This is a genomic window from Butyrivibrio sp. LC3010 (assembly GCF_000424385.1).
Lineage (GTDB): Bacteria > Bacillota > Clostridia > Lachnospirales > Lachnospiraceae > Butyrivibrio.
On sequence record NZ_AUJU01000006.1, the window covers coordinates 38,094 to 61,430 of the forward strand.

Below are 23,337 nucleotides of genomic sequence, written 5' to 3' on the forward strand. Positions count from 1 at the left end.
ATTGCTTTGTAATCATACCTATTAATACATTGGACTAAGCGGATTATAAATTCTAATCTCAACTCGTCTGTTTCTCGCACGTCCCTCAGGGGTTGAATTATCAGCCACCGGTTCGTACTCACCTCTTCCTGAATGCTTCAGATTTGAAGGTTCAAGGTTGGTATTCTCTAAAAGATAATAAAAAACTGAAAGCGCTCTGCCATCACTTAATTCATCATTATTCGTATATTTACCATAGGATCTGTGCATTGGAACATTATCTGTATGTCCCTCAATTTCGATAGTTCCTCCGGCATATCTCTCAAGCACGGAACCTACCTTATCAAGTATCACATTAGCTCCATCTTTTAAGACCGCATCACCGGTATCAAAAAGAATTGCTCCCTGCAAGGTAAGCTGCACAAACTGACTGGTAAAATTAACATCAATCTGATTAGAAACATCCATTGAATCCAGCGCTTCATTTATCTGAGCCGCAAGAGCTTCAGAAGCTTTCATCTGTTCAGCTTCAGCAGCCTCCCGGGCTTCATCAGCATTGGCTCCCGTCTTATCAGAATTGCTGTCCATACCGGCATTCTCAAGGTCTCCCTCTGATCCGGAGCCTTGCGCATTGCCTTCCGAACCGGATGCAGAGCCTCCCTGTCCGGTCATAATCCCTGCACTGTCACCCTCTTCACTGATTCCGGCTCCGCCATTCTCGCTGGCATTTTCACCCTCTGTATCAGTCACTTCCTCATTCTGAGAACCTGACTGTGAAATGCCCATTGAAATAATATAATTTGATAACTGGTTTAACTGAGAAATACCATCTCCTACAAGTGCTCCCTGACCCAGGGCAGCTTCACCTCCGCTAAAAATACCAAACGCGGAACTAAAAGATGATGCAACTTCTTCAAACTTCTGTGCATCCATTGTAGCCATGGAGAACAGCAAAACGAAGAAGCAAAGGAGAAGATTCATCAGATCACCGAAAGTACCCTGCCAGGCCGGTAGACCGGGCTTAATCTCCTCTGGTTTTTTAGCCATTACTCTCCACCCCCGTCGCTGGAACCATTCTCTGCCTCATAAGCCGCTCTGTTAGCAGGGGACAGGAATGATTTAAGCTTCTCCTCAGTAACACGAGGGTTCTCTCCTGCCTGAATAGAAAGGAGTCCCTCAATTACTATACTTTTAAGAGTATATTCAGCATTATCTCTTGCCTTTAACTTATTCTCTGCAGGATAGCAGAACCAGTTAGCCAAAACCGAACCGTAGAATGTAGTAATGAGCGCAACGGCCATGGACGGTCCGATTGATGAAGGGTCTGACATGTTCTGCAGCATAAGAACCAGTCCAAGAAGTGTTCCGATCATTCCCCAGGAAGGTCCCATACCTGCAACATCAGCAAAGAATGTATAATTCTCCTTATGTCTCTCAGACATGGCATCTATCTCAGCTTCAAGAATAGCTTTAACAAGTTCAGGCTCAGTACCATCAACGATAAGTCCGACTCCCTTTTTCATGAAAGTATCCTCGATATTGCTGGCCGCCTCCTCCAGTGCAAGAAGTCCTTCCTTACGGGCTGTATTTGAAAGATCAATTATCTGCTTTATTACTGCCTTAGTATCATCAGCCGGCGCCTTAAAAATCAGAGTGTATGACTTAAGTCCGTTGATAAAGCTGGGCATGGTTCTTGAAGCCAGAACCGCCATGAAAGCTCCTCCAAAGGTAATCATTGCAGACGGTGCATCAACGAAGTATTTAACACCGGTGATTCCTGCACCAAACACGATACTCAAAATCATGAAAATGAAACAAAGAACTACACCAAGTAGTGACGCTATATCCACTAAGTTTACCCCCTCAATTTAATCTCTTGCGAACACGCTTCAATATCTTAATTATCAGCCTCTGTGTATTGCATCGTTTATTCGGCTCCGAACAGCTTCTTCACTGGTTGATACCAGTGGTGCGCTACTATCATATCCTGGTCTTTCGTTACATCTTCTCATTATCTCAGGTAATGATTCCTGAACAATGAATTTACGGCCATTAGCCATGATGATAACCGTGTCCGGTGTAGCCTCTGCTGTTTCAATAAGATTCTCATTGACCAGAATTATCCGGCCATCCATTCTTGTAATCTCTATCACACCAAATACCTCAGATTAAAGCATCAACTTGAAATAAATTTACAAAAAAATGTTCTATAGAACCATTTTATCATGTAGTTATCATATTTGTATTCATTAAATCGCGCAAAAATATCACATTTGAATTTTATTTTCATCTTTTTGTATTATTAATGAAATATATTTTCATGCAATATATAGTGCATACTCCAAGTAAAATTATACAACATCTCGTGATTTATTAAAATAGTTTTGGTTTTATTTGGATTCATTGCGCTTAAGAAAAATGGCTTTAAAGAATTTTTTCAATTTGTTTATCCGAATTTTATAATTCAGGGCAATTTAAACGTCTTCAAATTCATCATGTGAAATATTTTTTCACAATTTAATGCGAAATGCGAAATTTATTTTCATATCCATTCCCCATCTTCTATCATTCTCAACCAGGTTCGAAAAAACCTCTCCAAGTCGACTTGCAAATAGCAAAGGCGCTCAATCTGAGCGCCCTTGCTTTCTATCCCTCTAAGAGTTTACTTATCTCTTAAGGTTTGTAAGTTCCTCAAGAAGTGTGTCTGAAACTGTTATGATTCGGCTGTTTGCCTGGAATCCACGCTGTGTTGTGATCATGCTGGTAAACTCACTTGAAAGGTCTACGTTTGACATTTCCAGAACGCCTGTGGTTATGTAACCGCCATCTGTTGTTACATCCTGTATAGTTGCTTCACCGGAGTTAAGAGTCTGAGTATAGAGGTTGTCACCATTTTTCTCAAGACCGGATGCATTAGCAAATTCAGCTGTTGCGATCTGTCCAAGAAGCTTTGTCTGTCCGTTTGAATATGTTGCGTAGATTGTTCCGTCCTTACTTATTGTTACACCATTCATCTCACCGACTGCACGTCCGGTCTTAAGGCTTTCCTTATCACCCTTTACTGCACCGATTGTGGAGGTTGCCATTGTGTTGTAATTTGTTGTGGATGTGAGGTCCATATTTACATCGGTAAAGCCTGCCATCTTGGGCTGACCATCAATGATTGCGTCCTGATCGAAGTTAAGTATGATTTTTTCTGTAGGTGAAACGATAGCTCCGGTATTTGCATCATATTTCATTGTTATAGAGTTGTTAACTACCTGCAGTGACCCGTCGTCCAGAATATGATATGTCAGATTCTCGAAGTTATCAGCACCGGGATCCGGATTGTAGTTATATACATCAGAGAAGAAATCTCTTGTAGGAGTTGCGTTGTAAATCTCAGATACATAACCGGTTCTTGGAATATTCTCATAAATTTTTGAATCATCTGTCTCGTTTGTGTATGTAGCCGTAGTTTCATTGAGATCAACTGCAACACTAAGATCAACTTCTCTTGTTGATGTTGTTATGTCAAACGGTCCTGAGAATGTAGCTGTATTTCTTGTTCCGACTCTGATATTTCCGCCATCTGCTGAAAGGCTGTAGGTAACATCATCTTCTGTAGGTACAAAACCGTAAACTTCTTCAAAAACTGTCTTCATTGCTGCCGTAAGGCCGATTGTAGTACCTTCCACATCCATAGTTGTAGGCTTTCCGGTCTTAAGGTTTATGAATGAAATTTTTCCTGTAGAAGCAACTGACTTGGCGTCAACCGCATATTTTTTATCGTTTTCATATGCTTCCTGATCAGCTGTTTGAGGAATTTTTGATGTTACTTTTCCTGTTTCAGAGTCAATAGTATAAGTTGCAGATGCATTTGTTATTGTCGCAAATCCGAGGGCTGTTTTCATTTCAGCGCTTAAGCTTGTAACAAGCCCTGTTTTTGTAATTGTATCTGTTCCGCCGGTTGATGTTGTAATCTTTACCTTACTGTTACCGGATTTAGTCACAGTAATTCCAAGTGCAGCTGCAGTAGTTGAATTAACCTCATAAGGTGTAAAGGTAATCTTGCTTACGCCGTCATTGGATATTGTATATGTTGGCTCTTTTCCTTCTGTTACCATTCTCTGAATGGTAGGCTCGTCTATCCCAAACATACTTACAAGTGCTGCCTTCTTATCGGCATCAAGTGTAGCCCAATCTCCTGTCTTTGGAACTACTACAGGATTTCCGCCATTTGGTCCGTAGTAAGAAACATTGACTGTTGTATCACCTGACACATAATAAGGAGCAAGTGTAGCAGCTTCGGGATTGCCGTTTGTTACAGGATAAATCGTTATCTTGCCATCATTGCTTATCTCATAATAATCTGTAGCTGTTGCGCCGGCTGCATCCGGTCCATAAACGCTTGACAGAAATGAAGGGAAATCCTCGTTTAATGCTGAAACAACACCCTTTGTTGGAACTTTACTGAATGCTGTTGATCCGGTATTTGTCTTATAGCTTGTATACTGTGTTCCTACTGTTGCTGTATAGTTTACTGATGTGATTTCCTTTGTCCAGGGATCTCTGATATTTCTGGTCTGTTCATCATTATCAGCCACGTCGGTAAAGGTTACATGACTAAGCTTTTCCGCACCTATTGTATTACCATTGGAATCAAGAATATCCTCAAGAGTCATTGTATATGTATGTTCGAGGTCATTGACATCGCGGACTGCGAATTTTGCTGTGTAGAGATATCCTAAGTTGTCATAGAATTCAAGAGATACTGTCTTACCATTATCGCTGGTTATATTTGTATCGTGAGCATCGATATTTCCACTTACAACTGCTTCTGTTGTTCCTTCAGGGGGATAAGTCATATTCTCGGGAGTCATTATCTGAAGTTTTCCAACTCCGCCGTTGGTATTTACTTTTATGGCACCTGTCTCAGGATCTTCTACAGCTGTCCAGCCATATACGAAGTATCCTGTTGACTGCATTGCAAGATTTCCTGCACCGTCAACGTAGAAGGAACCATCCCTTGTAAACATCGTCTGATTACCGTTATTAACTACGAAGAATGCATCTCCTGTTATACGCATATCAAACGGATTGTTTGTTGTTTCTGTTGCACCCTGCTGGGTGATTGCAGTTGCAATAGCACCTGATTTTGCGCCAAGACCAATCTGTCTGGCATTTGTACCACCTGTTCTCTCAGTGGCTCTTGATGCACGCTGTGTGTTCTGGTACATCAAATCACTGAAGGTGATGGACTGGGATTTGAAGGATGTGGTGTTAACATTTGCGATGTTGTTACCAATAACATCCATCTTGACCTGGTGGGTCTTAAGTCCTGCTACACCAGAAAAAAGTGATCTCATCATAAGGCATGTCCTCCTGAAAAACCGAGCACCATATGGCACCCTTTCGGGGACGGCATACATGTTCTATTGCAAGTTGGGAATGAAGAGAATTTTCGTTTTGAATTCCTTCTGTCAGTCGGGAATTCATGGCCTCCTTAGACACTTACCACTTCCGGTAAGCTTGCGGCTGACTGCCCTTCAGCCTCGGTCCGGTCATTTTTCATTCATTCTTCTCTTTAGTAGAACCTATGCGATTACCGCTCCGTCTATATTGGTGAAAACGTTGTTGCCAGTTTCCTGGCTATCCATCGCCGTTACAACTGTGTTGCTCTTAACATTAACGATGAAGGCAAGCTGATCAACCAGGATGAGTGATTCGTTTATTCCTTTCGCATTGGCCTGATTTCTTGCATTATTCAGGCGGTTCATCTGATCCTGTGTAAGCTCAATGTTGCGGTCACTTAGTCTGTTGGAGGCATGTTTTGAAAATTTAACGCCTGCCTGATTATTTTCGATCTGAGAAAGGATTTTTCCAAAATCAGAATTCTGAATATTGGTATTCCCGCCTCTGACCTTTTCAGTCTGACCAAGGTATTTACCCTGAACCTGTTCAATTGAAAGGAATCCGCTTTTATCTATTGTCACGGCTTACTCCTTTCTATAAACAAAACACTAAGCCTTTATTTGCTCTGCCGATTTATATTTCGGCACATAAGTCATATTATTAAGGCATATCAACAATATTTAATAAAAATTAATAATTGGCAAATAAAGAATCCTTACTGCTGCTGTGCTGTCGCTGCGTTTTCATCTGTTCCGCTATCTGTGGAAGCATCTTTATCTTCCGTAATCGCCTCTGCCTTTTTAGCATCTTCTGCTGCTTTGTTCTTTTGATATTCAGCGTCGTTCTTCTGTGCTTCTTCAAGAAGTTCTTTCGCCTTCAGATAATATTGTTCAAGCTTCTCGATGTCTTTCTTATCAATAAGAGCAATCGCATCCGCATCCATCTGCTTGTAAAAATCATAAGCATCGAATACCTTCTGTGCATCGGTAAATACCATATTTTCAAATGCAGGGAACTTGCTCATCAATGTATCAAGGTCATCTGCCTGATCATGGATTTCAGCAAAATGTGTATCCGCAACGGAATTGACATCATCCATCTTATAGTCTGTACCATCGATGTTAAGATATGCCTCTCCGCTCTTGTAGGTCACGTAATCAACCTTACCCTGAACCTTCTCGCCGCCTTCATTCGTCACTATTACAGTTTTTCCTACAAGATCTGACGCTCTGGACATTGAGAACGCTTCAGCCATATTGGATATCTGCTCTACCTGAGTGAAGGTCGCATACTGGTTAATATACTCTGTGTTGGAAGTAGGCTCTAAGGGATCCTGATATTTCATCTGTGCACAAAGAATATTCATGAACGCATTTTTGTCATAACCCTGATTGGAAGCAGCCGCTTTTTTGGCATCTTCGGCTTTGTTTGAAGTATCAACAAGTTTACCGTTTTCAATTACTGCATTTACTCCCATTTTGTCACCTCCGACAATTTGTCATGCTGAGAAGTCTACTGTGTTACCATTGATAGCCATCATCTCTGCTGTGAGCTGATCTTCCTCGTCAATTTCTTCAAAGTCCTCTGCTGTAAGATCATCCAGCCTTATTCTTCTCATGGGCTTTCTGATTGATTCCTGCGCATCCTGATCATCCTCTCTCTGACTCTGGCTGTCATTAAGTGTCTGATCAAATGCTCCCGCATTAACAGTAACCTCAACTGCGGTTACTTTTACGCCCTGTTCGTTTAATCTTTCCTGAAGCTGCTGAAGCTGGCTCTCAATAGCTGCTCTTACATCCTCATTCTGTGTCAGGAATTTCGCAACTACATTACCATCTCTTGCCGCTTCAATTATTACATTCACATTACCAAGACTTGCGGGATGAAGCTGCATCTCCATTGTTGTTGAATCAGCCTTAACATTCATTTTAATGAACTCGGTTATCTGATCCATAATGTCCTGAGTGTTGGCCCTTGCCATCTGCCCATAACTTTCAGTCTCAACTACCTCAGAGAGTGAGGATGATATCTGGTTCATTACCTGATTGTACATTGAGCCGTCTGTATTCTGCTGGAGATTACTGTTGTCGTTGTTCTGGCTGTTTTCACTACCGGTTTCTCTGCTCTTTACCTGTTCTGCAACAGGCGCTTCCACCTTAAGAGTAAAGTCAGGAACTTCTGCATCATTTCCCCTGCCTCTCAAGTTTTCTGAAGCGGAAGCATCTTCTGCCATAACTTCATTATTTGCTACTTCAGATGTAACTTCTTTGATGACACCTTCACCGCCTGTGATATCAAGTCTGACCGCTTCTGTCTGAAGTGTTGCAGCAGGTGTTTCAAGGGTTGCTGGGTTCTTAGCATTAACATTTTCCTCTGCAGCTGCAAGAATCTGGCTCTGTGCTTCTTTCTCTGCAAGGCTCTCGTTGAAATTCTGCAGTGCTGAGCTTAATCCTTCCTCTGTAAGGTTAAACTCTTCCATAAGATTTTGTCTTGTGGTATCAACCGCATCCTGCATATTCTGCACATTGAGGTAAAGATCTGCATTGGTTACAATAGCCATCACATCATCAGCATTTGTAACTTCTCCGATAATCTGCGTGAGATTAGTGGGATCAAGGATTGCTACATTAGTCAGCCCTAATGTTGCCATGGCATTCTCGATATCTTCGATGCTCATGCCAAGTGTGTCAGCAAGCTGCTGCATAAGTTGTCTGCTATCATCGAGCATCGCCTGTTCGAGAGCTGTCAGGGTTTCATCTACCACCTGTACTGCCCCGTCTCCCTCGGGATTTTCAGGAATCGGAATGAAAACTTCAGTAACTACTTCCTGTTCCTCTGTCTGATCTGTAACTTCCTCGGGAGCTTCAGCTGCTTCTCTTACATTCTTTACTTCTTCTCCTGTATCCCTTGAATTTTCAGCAACTCCTCTGTTCTCAGCGGTCCTGATTGTATCAGTTCTGTTAACATTCTGAGAATTAGCATTTTCTCCTGATACATTTTGTGACTGCTTCAAATCCTGAGTTCTCTCATAAGCAGCGGCATTTTTATTATTTTCATATACAGCTCCTGTATTTGTGAGAGTTTTTGCTATCGATGATGATATGGCCGATGCCTGCTTCTGAGTATTGGCATTGTTCAGGGTCTTGTAAAAATCTGCAGTCTGCTCCTTTGATGCAGCAATTCCTTTTGTCGGTGCGGTATTAACCAGTGCATTTATGTTTGTAATTCCCGGAATCGCATTTGTAATCAAATTCACTTCCTCCTTTCATACAAAATACAATATGGGTACACTATCCCCATAGCTTTACACAACATATATCGGCCATGCAGGAAAAAACTTTACCCACATGGCCGAAAAAAATTAAAATTTTATAAACTACATATCATATTTTCCCAAACGCAATAAGAACAGCGTTCGGAAATCTGTCAATTACTGTTTCCCACTCCTGAAACCGTGGCTTTATGAGCAGCTGGCTCCATGTAATCCGTAACCTTACCTGCATATTCCTCAGTCATCTTATCAAGGATTGCTCCGCGGTTCTCAGCAGTCATCTCACCAAGTATTTTAGAAATAAGCCTGACTGCATCACCCGTATCATTCTCAACCATTGAATCAAAAATGGCTGCTGCTTCTTTAGGCTTCATGGATGAATAAGCCTTTACATACTGCTCAAGCTCGACATCATCAGCACTTCCCTGAATTATCTGTGCATATATCTGAGCCGCCACATCAGGCTCTATCATTTCGTAGTACTTCTGGTACTCCTCAGGGGTAGGTGCATTATCAGCATAGACAATGTTTTTATAAAAATCCTCTTTTTCCTGCTCAAGCTTTGCCTGTTCTTCCTCAAAAGGCTGCAGTCTTTCGACTTCTGCCTGTAATTTTTCGTTTTCCTCCTGAAGAGCGGTGTTATCTTCCATTTCTTTTCTAAGCTCTTCCTCAAGTCGCTTGATATAAAGATTAGCCTCATCAAGGCTGTTAGCAAGCTTTTCATCTACGGGATTTACGATAGGTGTGTTGGCTGCTTCCTCAGCCTTTTTCTGAGCTACCGGAGTATAACTTCCCTCCGGGAGTATAGCCTGAAGCCCCGGTACATCACCTATGATTGGTGCCAGGACATTAGATCCAAAACCACCAACGTCAAGCTTTATCAGCATTAACATGATTGCTATCCATACCAGAATGATCACACAGGTAACTATAAGCGTAGCCACGCTGCCGGAATCATCTCCGTTTAGCTCAGCGTTTCTTTCAGCCAGTTCTATTTCCCTTAGCCTTGCTGCCTTACGCTGTTCCTTCATTTCCTGCCTTAAAGCTTTTTTGTCTTCCTTCAGCTTTTGTCTGGCTTCTTTATCCGGATCAATCGGTTTGGGTTCAGCCGGTGCCTCAGTTTTCTGCTTTTCTGCTTTTTCTGCCATTACTCTTCCTCTCTGCTACGCTGAGTGTATGTAAAGCTGGTCCTCTCATCGACCTCTTTAGCTTCCGCTTCTTTTTCTTCTTCAACGAATTGCTCGAAGGCCTTCTCTTTTAGCCTTTCCTGCATTTTTCTCTCCTGCACCGCCCTGGTGAGTTTCATTCTTGCAACCTCAAATTTGGCGCGATAGGAATCAACCTTAACCTCCTGATCCTTTATAATTACATCCATCTGTCTCTGATAATAATTATTGTCAACTATTTGCCGGACATCCATCACATTCGCATTTCTAAGTTCATACCCTTCACGTATGAAATCATTCCGGGTAGCGATCAGTCCGTTTAATATTTCAATTTGATCATTCAGCTCTTTAGAGGCCTGGGCAAATTCCATTTTCACCTGTTCCTCCTGCTGGAGTCTTAGGTTCAAAACTCCCTGGAGCCTGTAGTTGAATCTTGCCATATAAAACCTCTTAATTATTCTTTAAACATACTTGTAAGCTGGGCGCACACTTCTTCGTAAGTAAATTTCTCATCAGTTTCCTGCATAAGAAAATTATTAACCGCATCTATCTTGGATATAGCGTAATCGATGCTCTTATTGGCACCACTCTTATATGCTCCGATATTTATCAGGTCTTCTGCATCTGCATAGGTCGCAAGTACATTCTTAAGTTTTCCGGCTGCACGCTTCTGCTCGGCGGGAGCAATTGCGCTCATGCATCTGGAAATACTTGCAAGCACATCGATAGCAGGATAATGGTTTTTCTGAGCTAGCTTTCTGTTTAAAACTATATGACCATCAAGAATACCTCTGGCGGTATCTGTGATAGGTTCATTAAAATCATCACCATCTACAAGTACTGTATAAAGTCCTGTTATTGAACCATTTCTGGATTTACCCGCTCTCTCAAGGAGTTTAGGCATCTCGGCATACACGCTGGGCGGATATCCTCTTGAAACAGGCGGCTCACCACTTGCAAGGCCTATCTCTCTTTGCGCCATGGAAAAACGTGTGAGAGAATCCATCATAAGAAGAACATCTTTTCCCTTATCCCTGAAATATTCAGCGATTGAGGTAGCGGTCTTAGCTGCCTTAAGTCTCTCAAGCGCAGGCTTATCTGAAGTCGCCACAACAACTATCGATCTCGCCATGCCCTCAGGTCCAAGGTCACGCTCAATGAACTCTCTTACCTCTCTTCCACGCTCTCCTATAAGAGCGATAACATTTATATCCGCATTGGTATTTCTGGCAAACATACCCATAAGTGTTGATTTGCCAACACCTGAACCTGCAAAAATACCGATTCGCTGTCCCTTACCAACTGTCAAAAGGCCATCAACTGCCTTAACTCCAAGGGACAAAACATCGGATATAGGATCTCTGGTCATGGGGTCTGGCGGCTGATTCTCTACAGAATAAGCTATACCATTTTCAAGCATGGTCCCTTTTCCATAGTTGGTTCCATCTATTCTGCCAAGGCCATCAAGGGTTTTACCAAGAAGCCCCTCTCCGACATTAACTCTTAAAGGCGAATCAGTATTTTCAACAATACTGCCATTACCTATGCCGCTTATATTCTCATAGGGCATAAGAAGAACATGATTATCCTTAAAGCCTACCACTTCGGCCATAGTTCCTCTGCCGGAAGGTCTGGCAGTACCCTCTCCATCCTTTTTCTTGGAATAGATGTAGCAGATATCGCCCATCTTAGCCTCAGGTCCTGCCGACTCAATAGTAAGCCCTACAACATTCACCACCTTACCGCGAACCCTGTAGAACATATTATTAGCTACTTTTTTGTATTTAGAATAATCAATAAGTCCATTTGCCATCAGCGTTTACTCCTGTCAAAAGATAGAAGCTTTAACTTTCTTGAAAGTTCCGAAAGCTCCACGCCAAGAGAGCAGTCAAATACACCGCCGTCAGATTCTATTATGCACTCATTTTCATTTAGCAGAGGATCCTCAATAATCTCAAGCGTTGAATTAGGTGACGCCATTGCTTCATCAAGAGTAGCCCTCTCATCGATCACAAGGTCATAATCATCTGAAGAAATATGCAATATTATATCTGATCCACTCTCAACCTTACCAAGAGTTGTTCTTATGAGATGAAGAATTATATCTTTGTTCTCTCTAAGATCAACATTAAAAACATGCTCATAAATCTGAGTCAGAGTATCCACCATATCCGGTTCGATACTGGCAATCAGCTGCTGAAAATCCGCCTGCTGTTTTTTTCTTTCCTCAGCTATCTCTGCTTCAGCGGCTGCCTTCATCTGGTCGATTTCTTCCTCAGCTTTTCTCTTGCCTTCTTCATAACCGGCATTCCTGCCCTCTTCGATAGCCTGATTCTTAAGGTTTTCAGCATTTTTCGCTATTTCGTTAGCCTGAGCATTAGCGTTATCGATAATCTGTTTAGCCTGCTCTTCCGCCATTCTTATCTGTTCATCAATCTGTGCCTGTATCTCTTCGAGATTGATCTGTGGCGGCTCCGGCTCCTGAACAGGTTCTTCAATCTGCTGCATTCCGGGATCGATATCTTCATCAGAAAACTGCATTCCCTGATTGCCAATACCATCAGTCATCTCCTGTCCCATTGCAGGATCACCATCTAAGTTCTCAAAATTGCCCTCGTTATAGGCATCTAAATTATTCTCGTTAATAAAATCAGGATTATCTGAGAATCCGGCTTCATTTCCTTCATATCCCATACCATATTCCGGATCAAAGGAATCTGTGAGTCCTTCTGAAAACTCCCCCATTTCCTCCTGATCATAATTGGTATTGCCTATTATATTTGAAGAACCATCAAAAGCATCTATCTGTTCAAATCCAAGGCCTTCTTCAAAACCACCAAAAGCAGGCACTGGCTCACCTTTCTCCAATGCCTCCCTTCGACGCGCTTCTTCTGCCTGATATTTTTCTATTTTTTTCTCAGAAAGCTCGTTGTTATCAATGATATGTTTATCGTTCTCATCAACCTGATACCAACCGAACTTAAGTAAATTAGATTGATTAGACAACCAGATCATCACCTCCGCCTCTGGAGATTACAATCTCACCGGCATCCTCAAGCTTACGTATGACATTAACAATCTTCTGCTGAGCCTCTTCAACATCCTTCATACGAACAGGTCCCATGAAGTCCATATCCTCCTTGATCATCTGAGCAAGACGTTTGGACAGGTTATTAAAGATTGCAGTCTGTACCTGTTCTGTTGATCCCTTGCAGGCAAGACCAAGGTCAGCATTATCAACATCACGCAGCACACGCTGTATGGCACGATCGTCCAGAAGAAGGATATCCTCGAACACGAACATCTTCTTACGGATCTCATCAGCAAGCTCAGGCTGCTCGATTTCCAAAGTTTCCATGATGTGCTTCTCTGTCGCACGGTCAACTGCGTTGAGGATTTCAACAACAGCATCCACACCACCGACAACCGTGTAATCCTGGTTGACCAGTGATGAAAGTTTTGATTCCAGAACACGCTCTACTTCCTTGATAGTATCAGGACTTGTTCTATCCATCGTCGCTATACGTCTTGCAACATCCGCCTGTCTCTCCGGAGGCAGCGCACCCAGTATCAGAGCACTCTGAGCTGAGGACATATAGGACATAACAAGAGCAATAGTCTGCGGATGCTCATCCTGAATAAAGGTAAGGAGCTGGGAAGGATCCGCTTTTCTGATAAACTCAAAGGGCTTAACCTGCAGGGATGCAGTCAGCTTACTGATTACATCCATCGCCTTGTCTTCACCCAAAGCCTTCTCCAGAAGTTCCTTGGCATAGTTTATACCACCCTCAGCAATATATTGCTGGGCAAGACATATTCCATAGAACTCTTCTATGACAGCTTCCTTGATCTGCGGCGTTACGCTTCTGGTATTAGCTATTTCGAGAGTAAGTTCCTCTATTTCGTCTTCTTTTAAATGTTTAAAAATTGCAGATGATTTTTCCGGTCCCAATGCGATCAAAAGGATAGCAGCCTTCTGCGTTCCTGATAAATCTGCAGTAAGAGACGGATCGTAATTGCCTACAGGCGGGAGATTACCTCCCATATTACCGGCACCATCTAACTCGTCATCATCAAACTCTTCACCGTCAATTGCCATAGTAAGTGCTCCCCTCTAAATTTGTTCAAACAAATAACTAAATTATAATTCGTAGTCTTCCTTAAGCCAGTTGCGAAGAAGGATTGCAGCTGCCTCAGGATTGTCTTCAATGAATTTCTCAATAAGTTTCATGGTCTCGCTGCTCTCTTCCATCGTTATGTCAGCAAGTCCGCCTTCCTCGTCCTCAGGAACCTCATCCTCGAAGAATTCTTCAGGTTGGGATTCCAATAGTTCCTCGACAGAAAGCTCTTCCGGAAGAACTTCTTCCTCCTCTTCCTCGATCTGAATCTCTTCCTTTCTCGTTGTAATGCTTCTCCATATAACAAAAGCAAGAAGTCCCAGGATAAGAAGTATCAATATCGCCTGAAGCACATCCGTAAATGTAAGTCCCTTTGCCTCTGAGTCAAAGAACTCCGGCTGCGTATAAGCAGTCATTGAAATGTTGGCAGGCTGAATACCTGATGCTTTTGCAACTATGTTTATAGTATCCTCAGAAACCTCCGTCTGAGATACACCGGTATTCTCTTTAAATTCTGCCCATGTCATTCCATCATGGTCATCAGGATTGTAATTATCTTCATTGTAGACAACATAGGTTGTTGCAGTTACCGATATTGAAGATTCCTCGTAATTTACCTTTCCGGAAGGAGTATCAATTGTTGTAATCTCCTCATTAGGAAGGTAATCCTTAGATTCCTCTTCAATGGTTGATGTTGAGTTCTCGTTATCCTGAAGCATATAGGAAGTCTCATCATCATTGTTAGTATCCGTTCCCGGAATACCGCTGGTGCCGTTTACATTATTGGCATTATAACTGTCTTCATGACTTAAAACACCCTGTGTCTGTCCCTCAGCAGGGGTATAGGTGTGGGTTGTCTTCTTAATATTTGAAAAATCAAGTACAAGATTACTTGCAACTTCAATTTCATTATATAGCTTGGTTCCCTGAAGAACGCGGATTATCTCATTCCTTATCTGTGCCTCTGCCTTGGTCTTGGCATTGAGCTGTGTGCTTGCAAGTCCTGCAGCAGATGTATCTTCGGAGCCGGAGAACAACAGATTACCTTCGCTGTCCATGATGGTAATCTTCTCAGTTGTATTATTACCAAGGGCACCGGCAAGGGCCTTTGCAAGGAATGCTGCGTTATCCTCAGAAAAAGCATCCGGGTTCTTGAGCCTCAAGAATACACTGGCTGAAGATTCTTCATTCTTAGATAATAAAGTGCCATCATTAACCGGTATATGAAGCTCAACCTTTGCACTTTCTATTGCATCAAAGTTAGCTGCAAAATCACTTCCAAGCTTCTTTTCAAGATACTCTATATATTTTTTCTGTTTATCAGATTCTGTGGTTGAAAAGCTTCCGTTTACTACATTATCAATTGTATATTCATCAGATTGAATGTTATTCGTAGCAAGCAAAAGAGACGCATTAGTTTTATCTGAGGCCAAAACCTCGAATCTAAGCGCGTCATCTGACATTTTATATCTGATACCATTTTCATCAAACAGTTCGATAATATCATTGGACTGTTTTAAATTCTCCGCAGTAGCGATAGGTATATATTGAGGCTGGTTAAAAACCGTAACCAGAATTACAACTGTCAGGAGTACAGCTGCAACACCTGCCCCTATAAGCGTCTTCTGTCTGATTGTAAAACGATTCCACCACTCAAGGATCCTATCCCTGAGTCCCAAAAGACGTTCTCTCATACTACTCTCCTCCGTGTTACCAAAAAATCCTCAAAGATTCTGCAAAAATCCCCACCTGTAAACACATGCTTAAAGCCTGTTCAGGCATCTGCAAAATCCAAATATATTAAATCTGCATCTGCATAATTTCTTTATATGCGGAAAGCATCTTATCTCTTACTGCAATCGTGTACTGAAGTGCAGTCTCAGCCTTCTGCAATGCAATAGCAAGATCATGCGTATTATCTGTCTCGCCGAGAGACCACTTTATCTCCTCATTCTCAGCATCAGATAAATATGCATTGGTCGTATTGATATTCTCAACCGCTCTGCTGAAAATATTTGTAAAAGAGTTATCATTGCCAAACCTGTCCCCAAGTGGATTGGAAACTCTTGAATCAGCTTTTTCAGCGTTTCTGATAGCTGCTGAGTGAACATTTCTTATCTGACTAATATCAATATCTGCCATTTACTCCCTCCTCTATATACGCTGGTTAATATCTGCCTTAAGTCCGGTCAGATACGGATCCCGTAAGCGCCAAAAATACGTGCGCTAACGGTAACCAGCTTCTTGCAGTTCCCCTGCTGCAATTCCTAAAACTTTATCAGCCCTGAGCTATGGACAATCCCTGGTTCATAAGATATTTACTGGAGCTGAACGCCGTAGCATTGGCTTCATATCCTCTCTGGGCATCAATGAGGTTTGTCATCTCAGTTACGATATCTACATTGGGATAGGTGACATATCCGAATTCATCAGCATCCGGATGTGACGGATCATAAACCATCTTGTAATCTGTCCAGGTGTCATCCCTTACTGAAGAAACCTTTACACCACGTCCGCTGTAATGATCCAGTCTCTCATTGAGAATCTTTGAAAAGGGAGTCTGCGTTCCTTTCTCAGAAAAGGTGACTACCTTTCTGGTATATACATCCCCGGTGGCGTCCCTTGTAGTATTGGCATTAGCAATATTCTGGGAAATAATGTCCATACGGAAGCGCTCCGCAGTCATGCCTGAAGAATTGATATTGAATGAATCAAAAATATTACCTGTACTGATCATAAGCTACTCCTCTATAAACGCCGGTTTATCTGCCTTAGTCCGGTCGGATACGGATACCGTAAGCTCCTGAAGAACGTGCGCTAACGGTATTTGGCACCTTACTGGCCTCTCATGGCACTTTGCAGATTTTTGAACTCCGATTGTATGCCAAGCATAACGCCCTGATACTTGATCTGGTTCGCAGCCAGAGTAACATTCTCTGTATCAATATCAACGTTATTGCCATCCATTCTATAAGAAAAATTAGAATAGTCAGTATATGGTCGTGCTTTAAGTCTGCTAATCTTAAGACCTGAAACCTTCGCATCCATTGTCTTGTATCTGGAATTTCCAAGTGCTCTCTCAAGCTCTCTCTCAAAAGCAACGTCCTGTCTCTTATAACCGGGAGTATTAACATTAGCCAGGTTATTGGACAAAACCTCATTCCTTATCCAGGAAGCGTCAGCAGTCTTATCAAGTACATTAATATAATCATATGCATTACTGTTGATCATATGCCCCCCTCCTTGCGCATAACAAACCTAATTTACCTTTTAATCCTTACTATCATATTAAAATGATTTTGTGCAAATTACAAGATATTTAGGAAAAATAGTACTTTATATTGTGCTTTTGTAACACCAAAGCACAAGAATTAGTTTTAATTATGTTCTTAAAATTTTAACTGTGTTATATCGAAAAAGGATTTATCCAAAACAGATAAATCCTTTCATCAATTCACATCCTGCATATTATATTTCGGCTGTTTGCCGGCATACTATTACATCTGTGCCTTAAGTTTCTTTATTTCATCAAATACCACGTCATTTAATACTTTAATGTAGGTTCCCTTCATACCTGATGATCTTGACTCTATAACACCTGCGCTTTCGAACTTCCTTAGTGCATTAACTATTACGCTTCTGGTGATGCCTACTCTGTCAGCGATCTTGCTGGCTACAAGCACACCCTCCATTCCGTTTAGTTCATCAAAGATATGTATGATAGCTTCCATCTCCGAGAAGGAAAGTGTGCTTATTGCGGATTTAACTACCGCAAGCTTTCTGCTCTCCTCTGCATTCTCCTCATTGACAGCCCTTAGCATCTCAAGTCCCACAACAGTGGTTCCATACTCGCACAGGATAATATCGTCTATATCGTATGGCTCATTACATTTATAGATAAAAAGTGTACCAAGTCTCTCCCCTGCAATCTCAATAGGAGTTATGATAGCCTGATATTTTCTCATATCAACATCTTCAAATCCTAAAGTTTCCAGGTTTACATTTTCTTTCGTAGACAAAACAGTAAGAAGTCTTTCATTGAGCATCGGATCAATAAAGCTTCCCACATCATCGACAAGCATCTCACCAAGCGAATCCACAGCAGATGTTTCTCCAATTCCCAGAACTTTTCCTTTTCTGCTTATAACAAGCATATTAGAATTAAGAATATCGCACAAAACCGTACAAATATCATTAAAAACCACTTTACCGGAATTGCTGTTGTGCAAAAGTTTACCAATTTTTCTGGTTTTATCCAAAAGCTGTACGCTACTCATGAAAAGAAACTCCTTTTATCTGAAAACGTTTGACAATTTATACAAATGTACTACAACTAATCAGATTGTAGCACATAATATTGTTTACATCAAAGCAATTTGTACATATTTTAATTAAAATTTAATGAATATACACTACAAAATACACCTTTATAGGTAAAATTTCAAAGAAATTATCTAAAATACAAAAGTAGCTTACACAGATACAACTCCGATAAACTTTCAGGAAGCTCCTCTTTTGTACCATTATGTACAATTTATGTAATAAAAAACAGCCTATGATTTCTCCTAAGCTGCTTTTGAAATACATATATTTATTTACATAAAGGCATGAACCTGATGATCAATCCTCATCATCCTTATTTCTGTCCTCAATGTAACCACATTCAGGATCATTGCAGACAAGTTTGTTATTCTTTATAAGCATAAGCCCTCCACATCTGGGGCATGCTTTCTTAGAAGGCTTCTGCCATACCATAAAGTCACAGTCAGGATTATCTATGCAGCCATAGTAGAGACGGCCTTTTCTTGTTCTCTTAAGAACAATGTCCTTTCCACACTTAGGGCAGGAAACTCCTGTCTTTTCATAATAAGGCTTTGTGTTCTTGCACTCAGGGAATCCCGGACAAGCAAGGAATTTACCGTGAGGGCCATATTTAATGACCATATTCCTTCCACAGTTCTCGCAGACAACATCTGTAGGCTCATCCTGAATCTCAACCTTTTCAAGTATCTTCTGAGCACTCTCAACCGCTTCTGCAAGATCGGGATAGAAATTCTCAACAATGGTCTTCCACTTAACTTTACCTTCAGCAACACTATCAAGAAGTGTCTCCATGTTAGAAGTAAATGTAACATCAACAATCTGAGGGAATGCTTCATTCATCATTCTGTTTACTGCTTCACCAAGCTCTGTTACATAGAGGTTCTTGTTTTCCTTGGTGATATAGTGTCTTGCAAGAATCGTTGTGATTGTAGGTGCATAAGTACTTGGTCTTCCGATTCCGAGAGCTTCGAGGTCATGAACCAGAGATGCCTCAGTGTAATGAGGAGCAGGCTGTGTGAAGTGCTGTTTCTCCTCAAAATCCTGGAGTTCAAGTTCTGAATTCTCATCAATTCTCTTAGCAAGTGTATTCTTTTCAATCTGATCATCTTCATCTGTGTACACATTCATGAAGCCGTCAAATACTGTTCTTGAAGCTGCAACAGTGAAGCGATGTTCACCGGCATCAATTTTCACAGATGTAGTTTCGTATTTTGCAGGTGCCATTCTGCTCGCGATAAATCTGCGCCAGATAAGCTGATAAAGGCGGAACTGATCACGACTTAAAAACTCTTTGACAGCAACAGGTGTATTATTTACATCTGTAGGTCTAATTGCTTCGTGAGCATCCTGAATCTTCGCATTTGATTTTCCACCCTGTATCTTTTCGGAAAGATACTCTTCGCCAAAGGCTTCAGTGATGTAATTCTGCGCTGCAGCCTGCGCTTCCTCTGAAATTCTGGTGGAATCTGTACGCAGGTAGGTGATAAGTCCGACGGTGCCCGCCTTACCCATATCTATTCCTTCATAAAGCTGCTGAGCTGTTCTCATGGTCTTCTGAGTTGAGAAATTCAGTGCCTTTGAAGCTTCCTGCTGCAATGTTGAAGTTGTAAAAGGAAGGGGCGCTTTTTTGCTTCTCTCGCCCTTTTTAATCTCTGTTATGCTGAATTTCTTGCCCTTAAGATCCTTCAATATCTCATCAAGCTCAGCCTTAGAAGCTATATCGACCTTTTTCCCGTTCTTTCCATAATAATGTGCTACGATAGGCTTCTTCTCACCCTTAACCTTAAGAGTGGCATCCAGCGACCAATACTCCTGAGGAATGAATGAATTGATCTCATCCTCTCTGTCACAAATAATCCTAAGTGCTACTGACTGCACTCTTCCGGCACTGAGGCCTCTCTTGATCTTCTCCCAGAGAAGAGGTGAAATCTGATATCCCACCATTCTGTCCAGAACACGCCTTGCCTGCTGTGCATCAACAAGATTCATGTCTATATCTCTAGGATGCTTCATTGCTTCCTTAACTGCCGTCTGTGTAATCTCATTGAAAGTAACTCTTGAAAAGCGGTTAGGATCATCAAGCTTAAGTGCTGTCATAAGATGCCATGAAATCGCCTCACCCTCTCGGTCAGGGTCAGTTGCGAGATATATGTGGTCCGCATTCTTAGCAGCCTTTCTGAGTGCTGCAAGAACGTCTCCTTTACCCCTTATAGTAATATATTTAGGCTCAAAATCATGCTCAATATCAATTCCCATCTGGCTTCTGGGCAGATCACGTACGTGTCCGTTGCTCGCTGCGACCTCGTACCCATTGCCAAGGAATTTCTTAATTGCCTTCACCTTTGTAGGAGACTCCACTATAAGTAGATTCTTTTTCTTAGTTGCCATAAATGCCCCTCTTAAACTCAGTAATTTTTGTTCACCATGCGCTCATAAATAAGCAACATAAAATGATTAATAGTAGAAACAGATACTTATCCGTTCCATAGTTTCGTAATATACACCAAATGAGTAGGGTTTGCAACTAGATTAATTATAGTAGGTATTTAATTGTTACTGTTCATACAGCTCTGCGCACTTGCTGCGCTGAGCGTGAGAATGTTCTACGTCTTGAATATAGGATTTGCCCCTTTGCCGAAGGCAACTGGAATGGGCAAATCCAGTTGCTGTGAGCACCGTAAGGTGCGAACAGTAACATTTTATTCAGAACACGAATTAGGGCACCGATCCTTCGATCAGTGCCCTTTAGTTCTGAATTTCCAATGGACTTGTCTCCTTTTCTGTTTATTATATCAACGAATCTTCCATCAAAAACCACGTTGCGCATCGTGTTTTTCTTTGACCACCGGCATCCGAATTACTCGCCGTTCCTATAGTCCAATGATTCGTTAGTAAAATAGAACGAATAGAAGAGATCGAATCGGTGAAGCACACGCCGCCTCATCTCACCTTCTATTCTCAAAACAGATAAAACTCTATTGTTATACCTCCGGTAAAGCACGCGCTACCTTTGCTATCACTGAGCTCTTATCTGCTCGTCTGTTGGTAATATGATAATATCAATATCAGAAATAAATGTCAATACATTTTAGCAATATTTATTTATTATTTTGATAATATTTCGTTATTCGTAAATTAGTCACTATTTTCAGTAAATTCTACTCAATTGAATGATATTTTCGCCTATTTTTAAATTTTGTTTATAAAATAACAAACTATCCCATATTTAGAGTTTTTAGCTTCAATCGTCCTATATATAGTACTTAGTATTGTCACCTTGTTTTACAAATTGTAGTTGACAATACATACAATTCATAATAATCTAGCATTGTCACCTGCTATTAAAAGTAAATCAGGGTGACAATAAACTATTTACTATTTCAAATTCATAAAAAAATACTGGAAAGAAGGGCTAAAAATGAACGAAGAAATGAACAACAACCAGGCGGCTGTACTGGAGAACAGACAGTCAGCATCAATCAAGGACTTATGCTTTATTGCTGTTTTCACAGCAATCATATGTGTCTTGTCACAGATTTCCATTCCCATGCCTGCAGGCGTACCAATGACACTTCAAACACTTATCATTCCACTTGCAGGAATTGTAATCGGTAAAAAGAAAGGAACTTATTCAACACTTCTGTACCTTTTACTTGGAGCGGTTGGTATTCCTGTATTTGCCGGCTTTAGCGGTGGTATCGGAACCTTGCTCAGCCTTACAGGCGGATTCCTGATCTCCTTCCCTGTACTGTCATTCACAGCAGGTCTTGGTGATGAAATCGGAATCAGACTCAGTCGTAATAAAGGAACTTCAAAAACTTATTTATATTATGTTTTACTGGTGCTAAGTCTTGTTATTGGTGCTACAATCAATTATGTATTCGGAACCGTTTGGTTTATGGTTGTTTCAAAAACATCATTTTTAGCAGGTCTTGCAGCATGTGTTATTCCTTTTATTCCTACTGCAATTCTTAAGATTATAATTGTTGCAATCCTCGGTCCCGAACTCAAAAAAAGACTGGCATCTGTTTTACAATAATCGGTTCTTAATCATACAGATGCAAAGAGGATATGAATAATGCCGGACACAAAGAGTAAAGTTTTAAAATATCTTGAAGATAACAGAGGACAGTTTTCCTCCGGAGAAACAATAGCAAGTGAACTTAATCTTTCAAGAAACAGTGTCTGGAAAGCAATAGAATCCCTGCGAAGAGAAGGTTTCCGGATTGAAGCCGCATCCCGCAGGGGTTATTTTTTGTCCGGAAAAGCAGACAGAATCTCAAAAGATGAGATTTCTCTATACCTCGATAAAAGTATCAACATCAATGACATAACAATATACGAAACCTTGGAGTCAACAAATAAGACAGCAAAATCTGCTGCAGTCCTTGATGCCAGACATGGAAGCGTTATCATTTCAGAGATTCAGTCAAATGGCACCGGTAAAAGAAAAAGCAGTTTCACTTCTCCAAAGGGCGGCATATATATGAGTATAATACTGCGTCCTGAGAATCTTTCTTTTTCAAACTGCTCTCTCATCACGCCTCTTACGACAGTCTGTATATGTAAAGCACTTGAAGCTTCGTCGGGTCTTTCTCCGTCAATTAAATGGATGAATGAGATTTACCTTAATGATAAAAAAGTCTGCGGAATCCTTACAGAATCAGGTGGTGATTTTGATACCGGTGATATGCAGTATGTGGTTGTGGGAATAGGCATATATTTTAGTTCCGATAGTCTTATTGAGAATGCGAAAAGTCCGATAGGAAGTCTTTTTAAAAGCGGCGAAGAACCCATCTCAAGGAATGAACTGATCGCATATATTCTAAATGAACTGCTCTCTTCATCTAATTCTGAAAAATTCTCAGATCCCGAGTTTATCATTGCAGAATATAAGAAAAGATTAAAATCTCTTGGCAAAACAGTAACCATTAATTCCGATGAAGGTACTTATACTGCCAAAGCAATTGATATAGATAAAAACGGAAAGCTAATAGTTGAACTTCCCGATAAAACAACTAAAACCTTATCCTCAGAATATCTGTCCTGAGGATAAGGTTTTCTGTTTTTAGAATATTGAATTTAT

The 23,337-nt window shown here is 41.1% G+C and carries 20 protein-coding genes; 2 read left to right on the forward strand and 18 right to left on the reverse strand.

Annotated elements, in window-relative coordinates; translation table 11 throughout:
- Window positions 1-21: 21 nt before the first annotated feature.
- From G622_RS0106080 to topA, 18 genes are all read right to left on the reverse strand, one after another.
- Window positions 22-1,026, reverse strand: coding sequence for an OmpA/MotB family protein (locus tag G622_RS0106080; RefSeq protein WP_026509961.1), 1,005 nt, complete (start codon window positions 1,024-1,026; stop codon window positions 22-24).
- A complete protein-coding gene (locus G622_RS0106085; RefSeq protein ID WP_026509962.1) occupies window positions 1,026-1,829 on the reverse strand; it encodes a motility protein A in 804 nt (267 codons plus the stop codon). The genes G622_RS0106080 and G622_RS0106085 overlap by 1 nt, the downstream gene beginning before the upstream one ends.
- Before the next feature lie 54 nt (window positions 1,830-1,883).
- Complete coding sequence (locus G622_RS21870; RefSeq protein ID WP_044957232.1) at window positions 1,884-2,132, reverse strand: flagellar FlbD family protein; 249 nt, start codon at window positions 2,130-2,132, stop codon at window positions 1,884-1,886.
- A 513-nt stretch (window positions 2,133-2,645) separates the two neighbouring features.
- Entirely contained in the window at window positions 2,646-5,330 is a 2,685-nt protein-coding gene (locus G622_RS26830; protein WP_049945713.1) for a flagellar hook-basal body complex protein, read from the reverse strand.
- Window positions 5,331-5,555: 225 nt separating this feature from the next.
- Complete coding sequence (locus G622_RS0106100; RefSeq protein WP_026509963.1) at window positions 5,556-5,954, reverse strand: TIGR02530 family flagellar biosynthesis protein; 399 nt, start codon at window positions 5,952-5,954, stop codon at window positions 5,556-5,558.
- 134 nt (window positions 5,955-6,088) lie between these two features.
- The gene (locus G622_RS24410) at window positions 6,089-6,850 is read right to left on the reverse strand and encodes a flagellar hook capping FlgD N-terminal domain-containing protein (protein WP_049945714.1); all 762 of its coding nucleotides are present in this window, start codon (window positions 6,848-6,850) and stop codon (window positions 6,089-6,091) included.
- 21 nt (window positions 6,851-6,871) lie between these two features.
- Window positions 6,872-8,623, reverse strand: a complete 1,752-nt coding sequence (locus G622_RS0106110; RefSeq protein ID WP_026509964.1) for a flagellar hook-length control protein FliK — start codon at window positions 8,621-8,623, stop codon at window positions 6,872-6,874.
- A 176-nt stretch (window positions 8,624-8,799) separates the two neighbouring features.
- The gene (locus G622_RS21890; protein ID WP_049945715.1) at window positions 8,800-9,792 is read right to left on the reverse strand and encodes a hypothetical protein; all 993 of its coding nucleotides are present in this window, start codon (window positions 9,790-9,792) and stop codon (window positions 8,800-8,802) included.
- Entirely contained in the window at window positions 9,792-10,250 is a 459-nt protein-coding gene (gene fliJ / locus G622_RS0106120; RefSeq protein WP_026509965.1) for a flagellar export protein FliJ, read from the reverse strand. The genes G622_RS21890 and fliJ overlap by 1 nt, the downstream gene beginning before the upstream one ends.
- Window positions 10,251-10,264: 14 nt before the next feature.
- Entirely contained in the window at window positions 10,265-11,623 is a 1,359-nt protein-coding gene (gene fliI / locus G622_RS0106125) for a flagellar protein export ATPase FliI (RefSeq protein WP_044912607.1), read from the reverse strand.
- Window positions 11,623-12,825 carry a FliH/SctL family protein gene (locus G622_RS0106130; RefSeq protein WP_026509967.1) on the reverse strand — a complete coding sequence of 401 codons (1,203 nt, stop codon included), beginning with the start codon at window positions 12,823-12,825 and terminating at the stop codon, window positions 11,623-11,625. Before G622_RS0106130 ends, fliI begins: the two co-directional genes overlap by 1 nt.
- Complete coding sequence (fliG, locus tag G622_RS21895) at window positions 12,809-13,855, reverse strand: flagellar motor switch protein FliG (protein WP_044912897.1); 1,047 nt, start codon at window positions 13,853-13,855, stop codon at window positions 12,809-12,811. The genes G622_RS0106130 and fliG overlap by 17 nt, the downstream gene beginning before the upstream one ends.
- 96 nt (window positions 13,856-13,951) lie before the next feature.
- Window positions 13,952-15,622 carry a flagellar M-ring protein FliF C-terminal domain-containing protein gene (locus tag G622_RS0106140; RefSeq protein ID WP_026509968.1) on the reverse strand — a complete coding sequence of 557 codons (1,671 nt, stop codon included), beginning with the start codon at window positions 15,620-15,622 and terminating at the stop codon, window positions 13,952-13,954.
- A gap of 106 nt (window positions 15,623-15,728) precedes the next feature.
- A complete protein-coding gene (fliE, locus tag G622_RS0106145; protein WP_026509969.1) occupies window positions 15,729-16,070 on the reverse strand; it encodes a flagellar hook-basal body complex protein FliE in 342 nt (113 codons plus the stop codon).
- A gap of 136 nt (window positions 16,071-16,206) precedes the next feature.
- The gene (flgC, locus tag G622_RS0106150; RefSeq protein WP_026509970.1) at window positions 16,207-16,665 is read right to left on the reverse strand and encodes a flagellar basal body rod protein FlgC; all 459 of its coding nucleotides are present in this window, start codon (window positions 16,663-16,665) and stop codon (window positions 16,207-16,209) included.
- A 98-nt stretch (window positions 16,666-16,763) separates the two neighbouring features.
- Window positions 16,764-17,159: a flagellar basal body rod protein FlgB gene (gene flgB / locus G622_RS0106155; protein WP_026509971.1), complete on the reverse strand. Its 396-nt coding sequence runs from the start codon at window positions 17,157-17,159 to the stop codon at window positions 16,764-16,766.
- A gap of 266 nt (window positions 17,160-17,425) precedes the next feature.
- The gene (gene codY / locus G622_RS0106160) at window positions 17,426-18,205 is read right to left on the reverse strand and encodes a GTP-sensing pleiotropic transcriptional regulator CodY (RefSeq protein ID WP_026509972.1); all 780 of its coding nucleotides are present in this window, start codon (window positions 18,203-18,205) and stop codon (window positions 17,426-17,428) included.
- 343 nt (window positions 18,206-18,548) lie between these two features.
- Window positions 18,549-20,639, reverse strand: coding sequence for a type I DNA topoisomerase (gene topA, locus G622_RS0106165; protein ID WP_026509973.1), 2,091 nt, complete (start codon window positions 20,637-20,639; stop codon window positions 18,549-18,551).
- A gap of 1,030 nt (window positions 20,640-21,669) precedes the next feature.
- Here topA and G622_RS0106175 point away from each other — a divergent pair.
- Entirely contained in the window at window positions 21,670-22,290 is a 621-nt protein-coding gene (locus G622_RS0106175; protein WP_242832968.1) for a biotin transporter BioY, read from the forward strand.
- Window positions 22,291-22,329: 39 nt separating this feature from the next.
- On the forward strand, window positions 22,330-23,301 hold the full coding sequence (locus G622_RS0106180; RefSeq protein ID WP_044957233.1) for a biotin--[acetyl-CoA-carboxylase] ligase: 972 nt from the start codon (window positions 22,330-22,332) through the stop codon (window positions 23,299-23,301).
- Window positions 23,302-23,337: the final 36 nt, after the last annotated feature.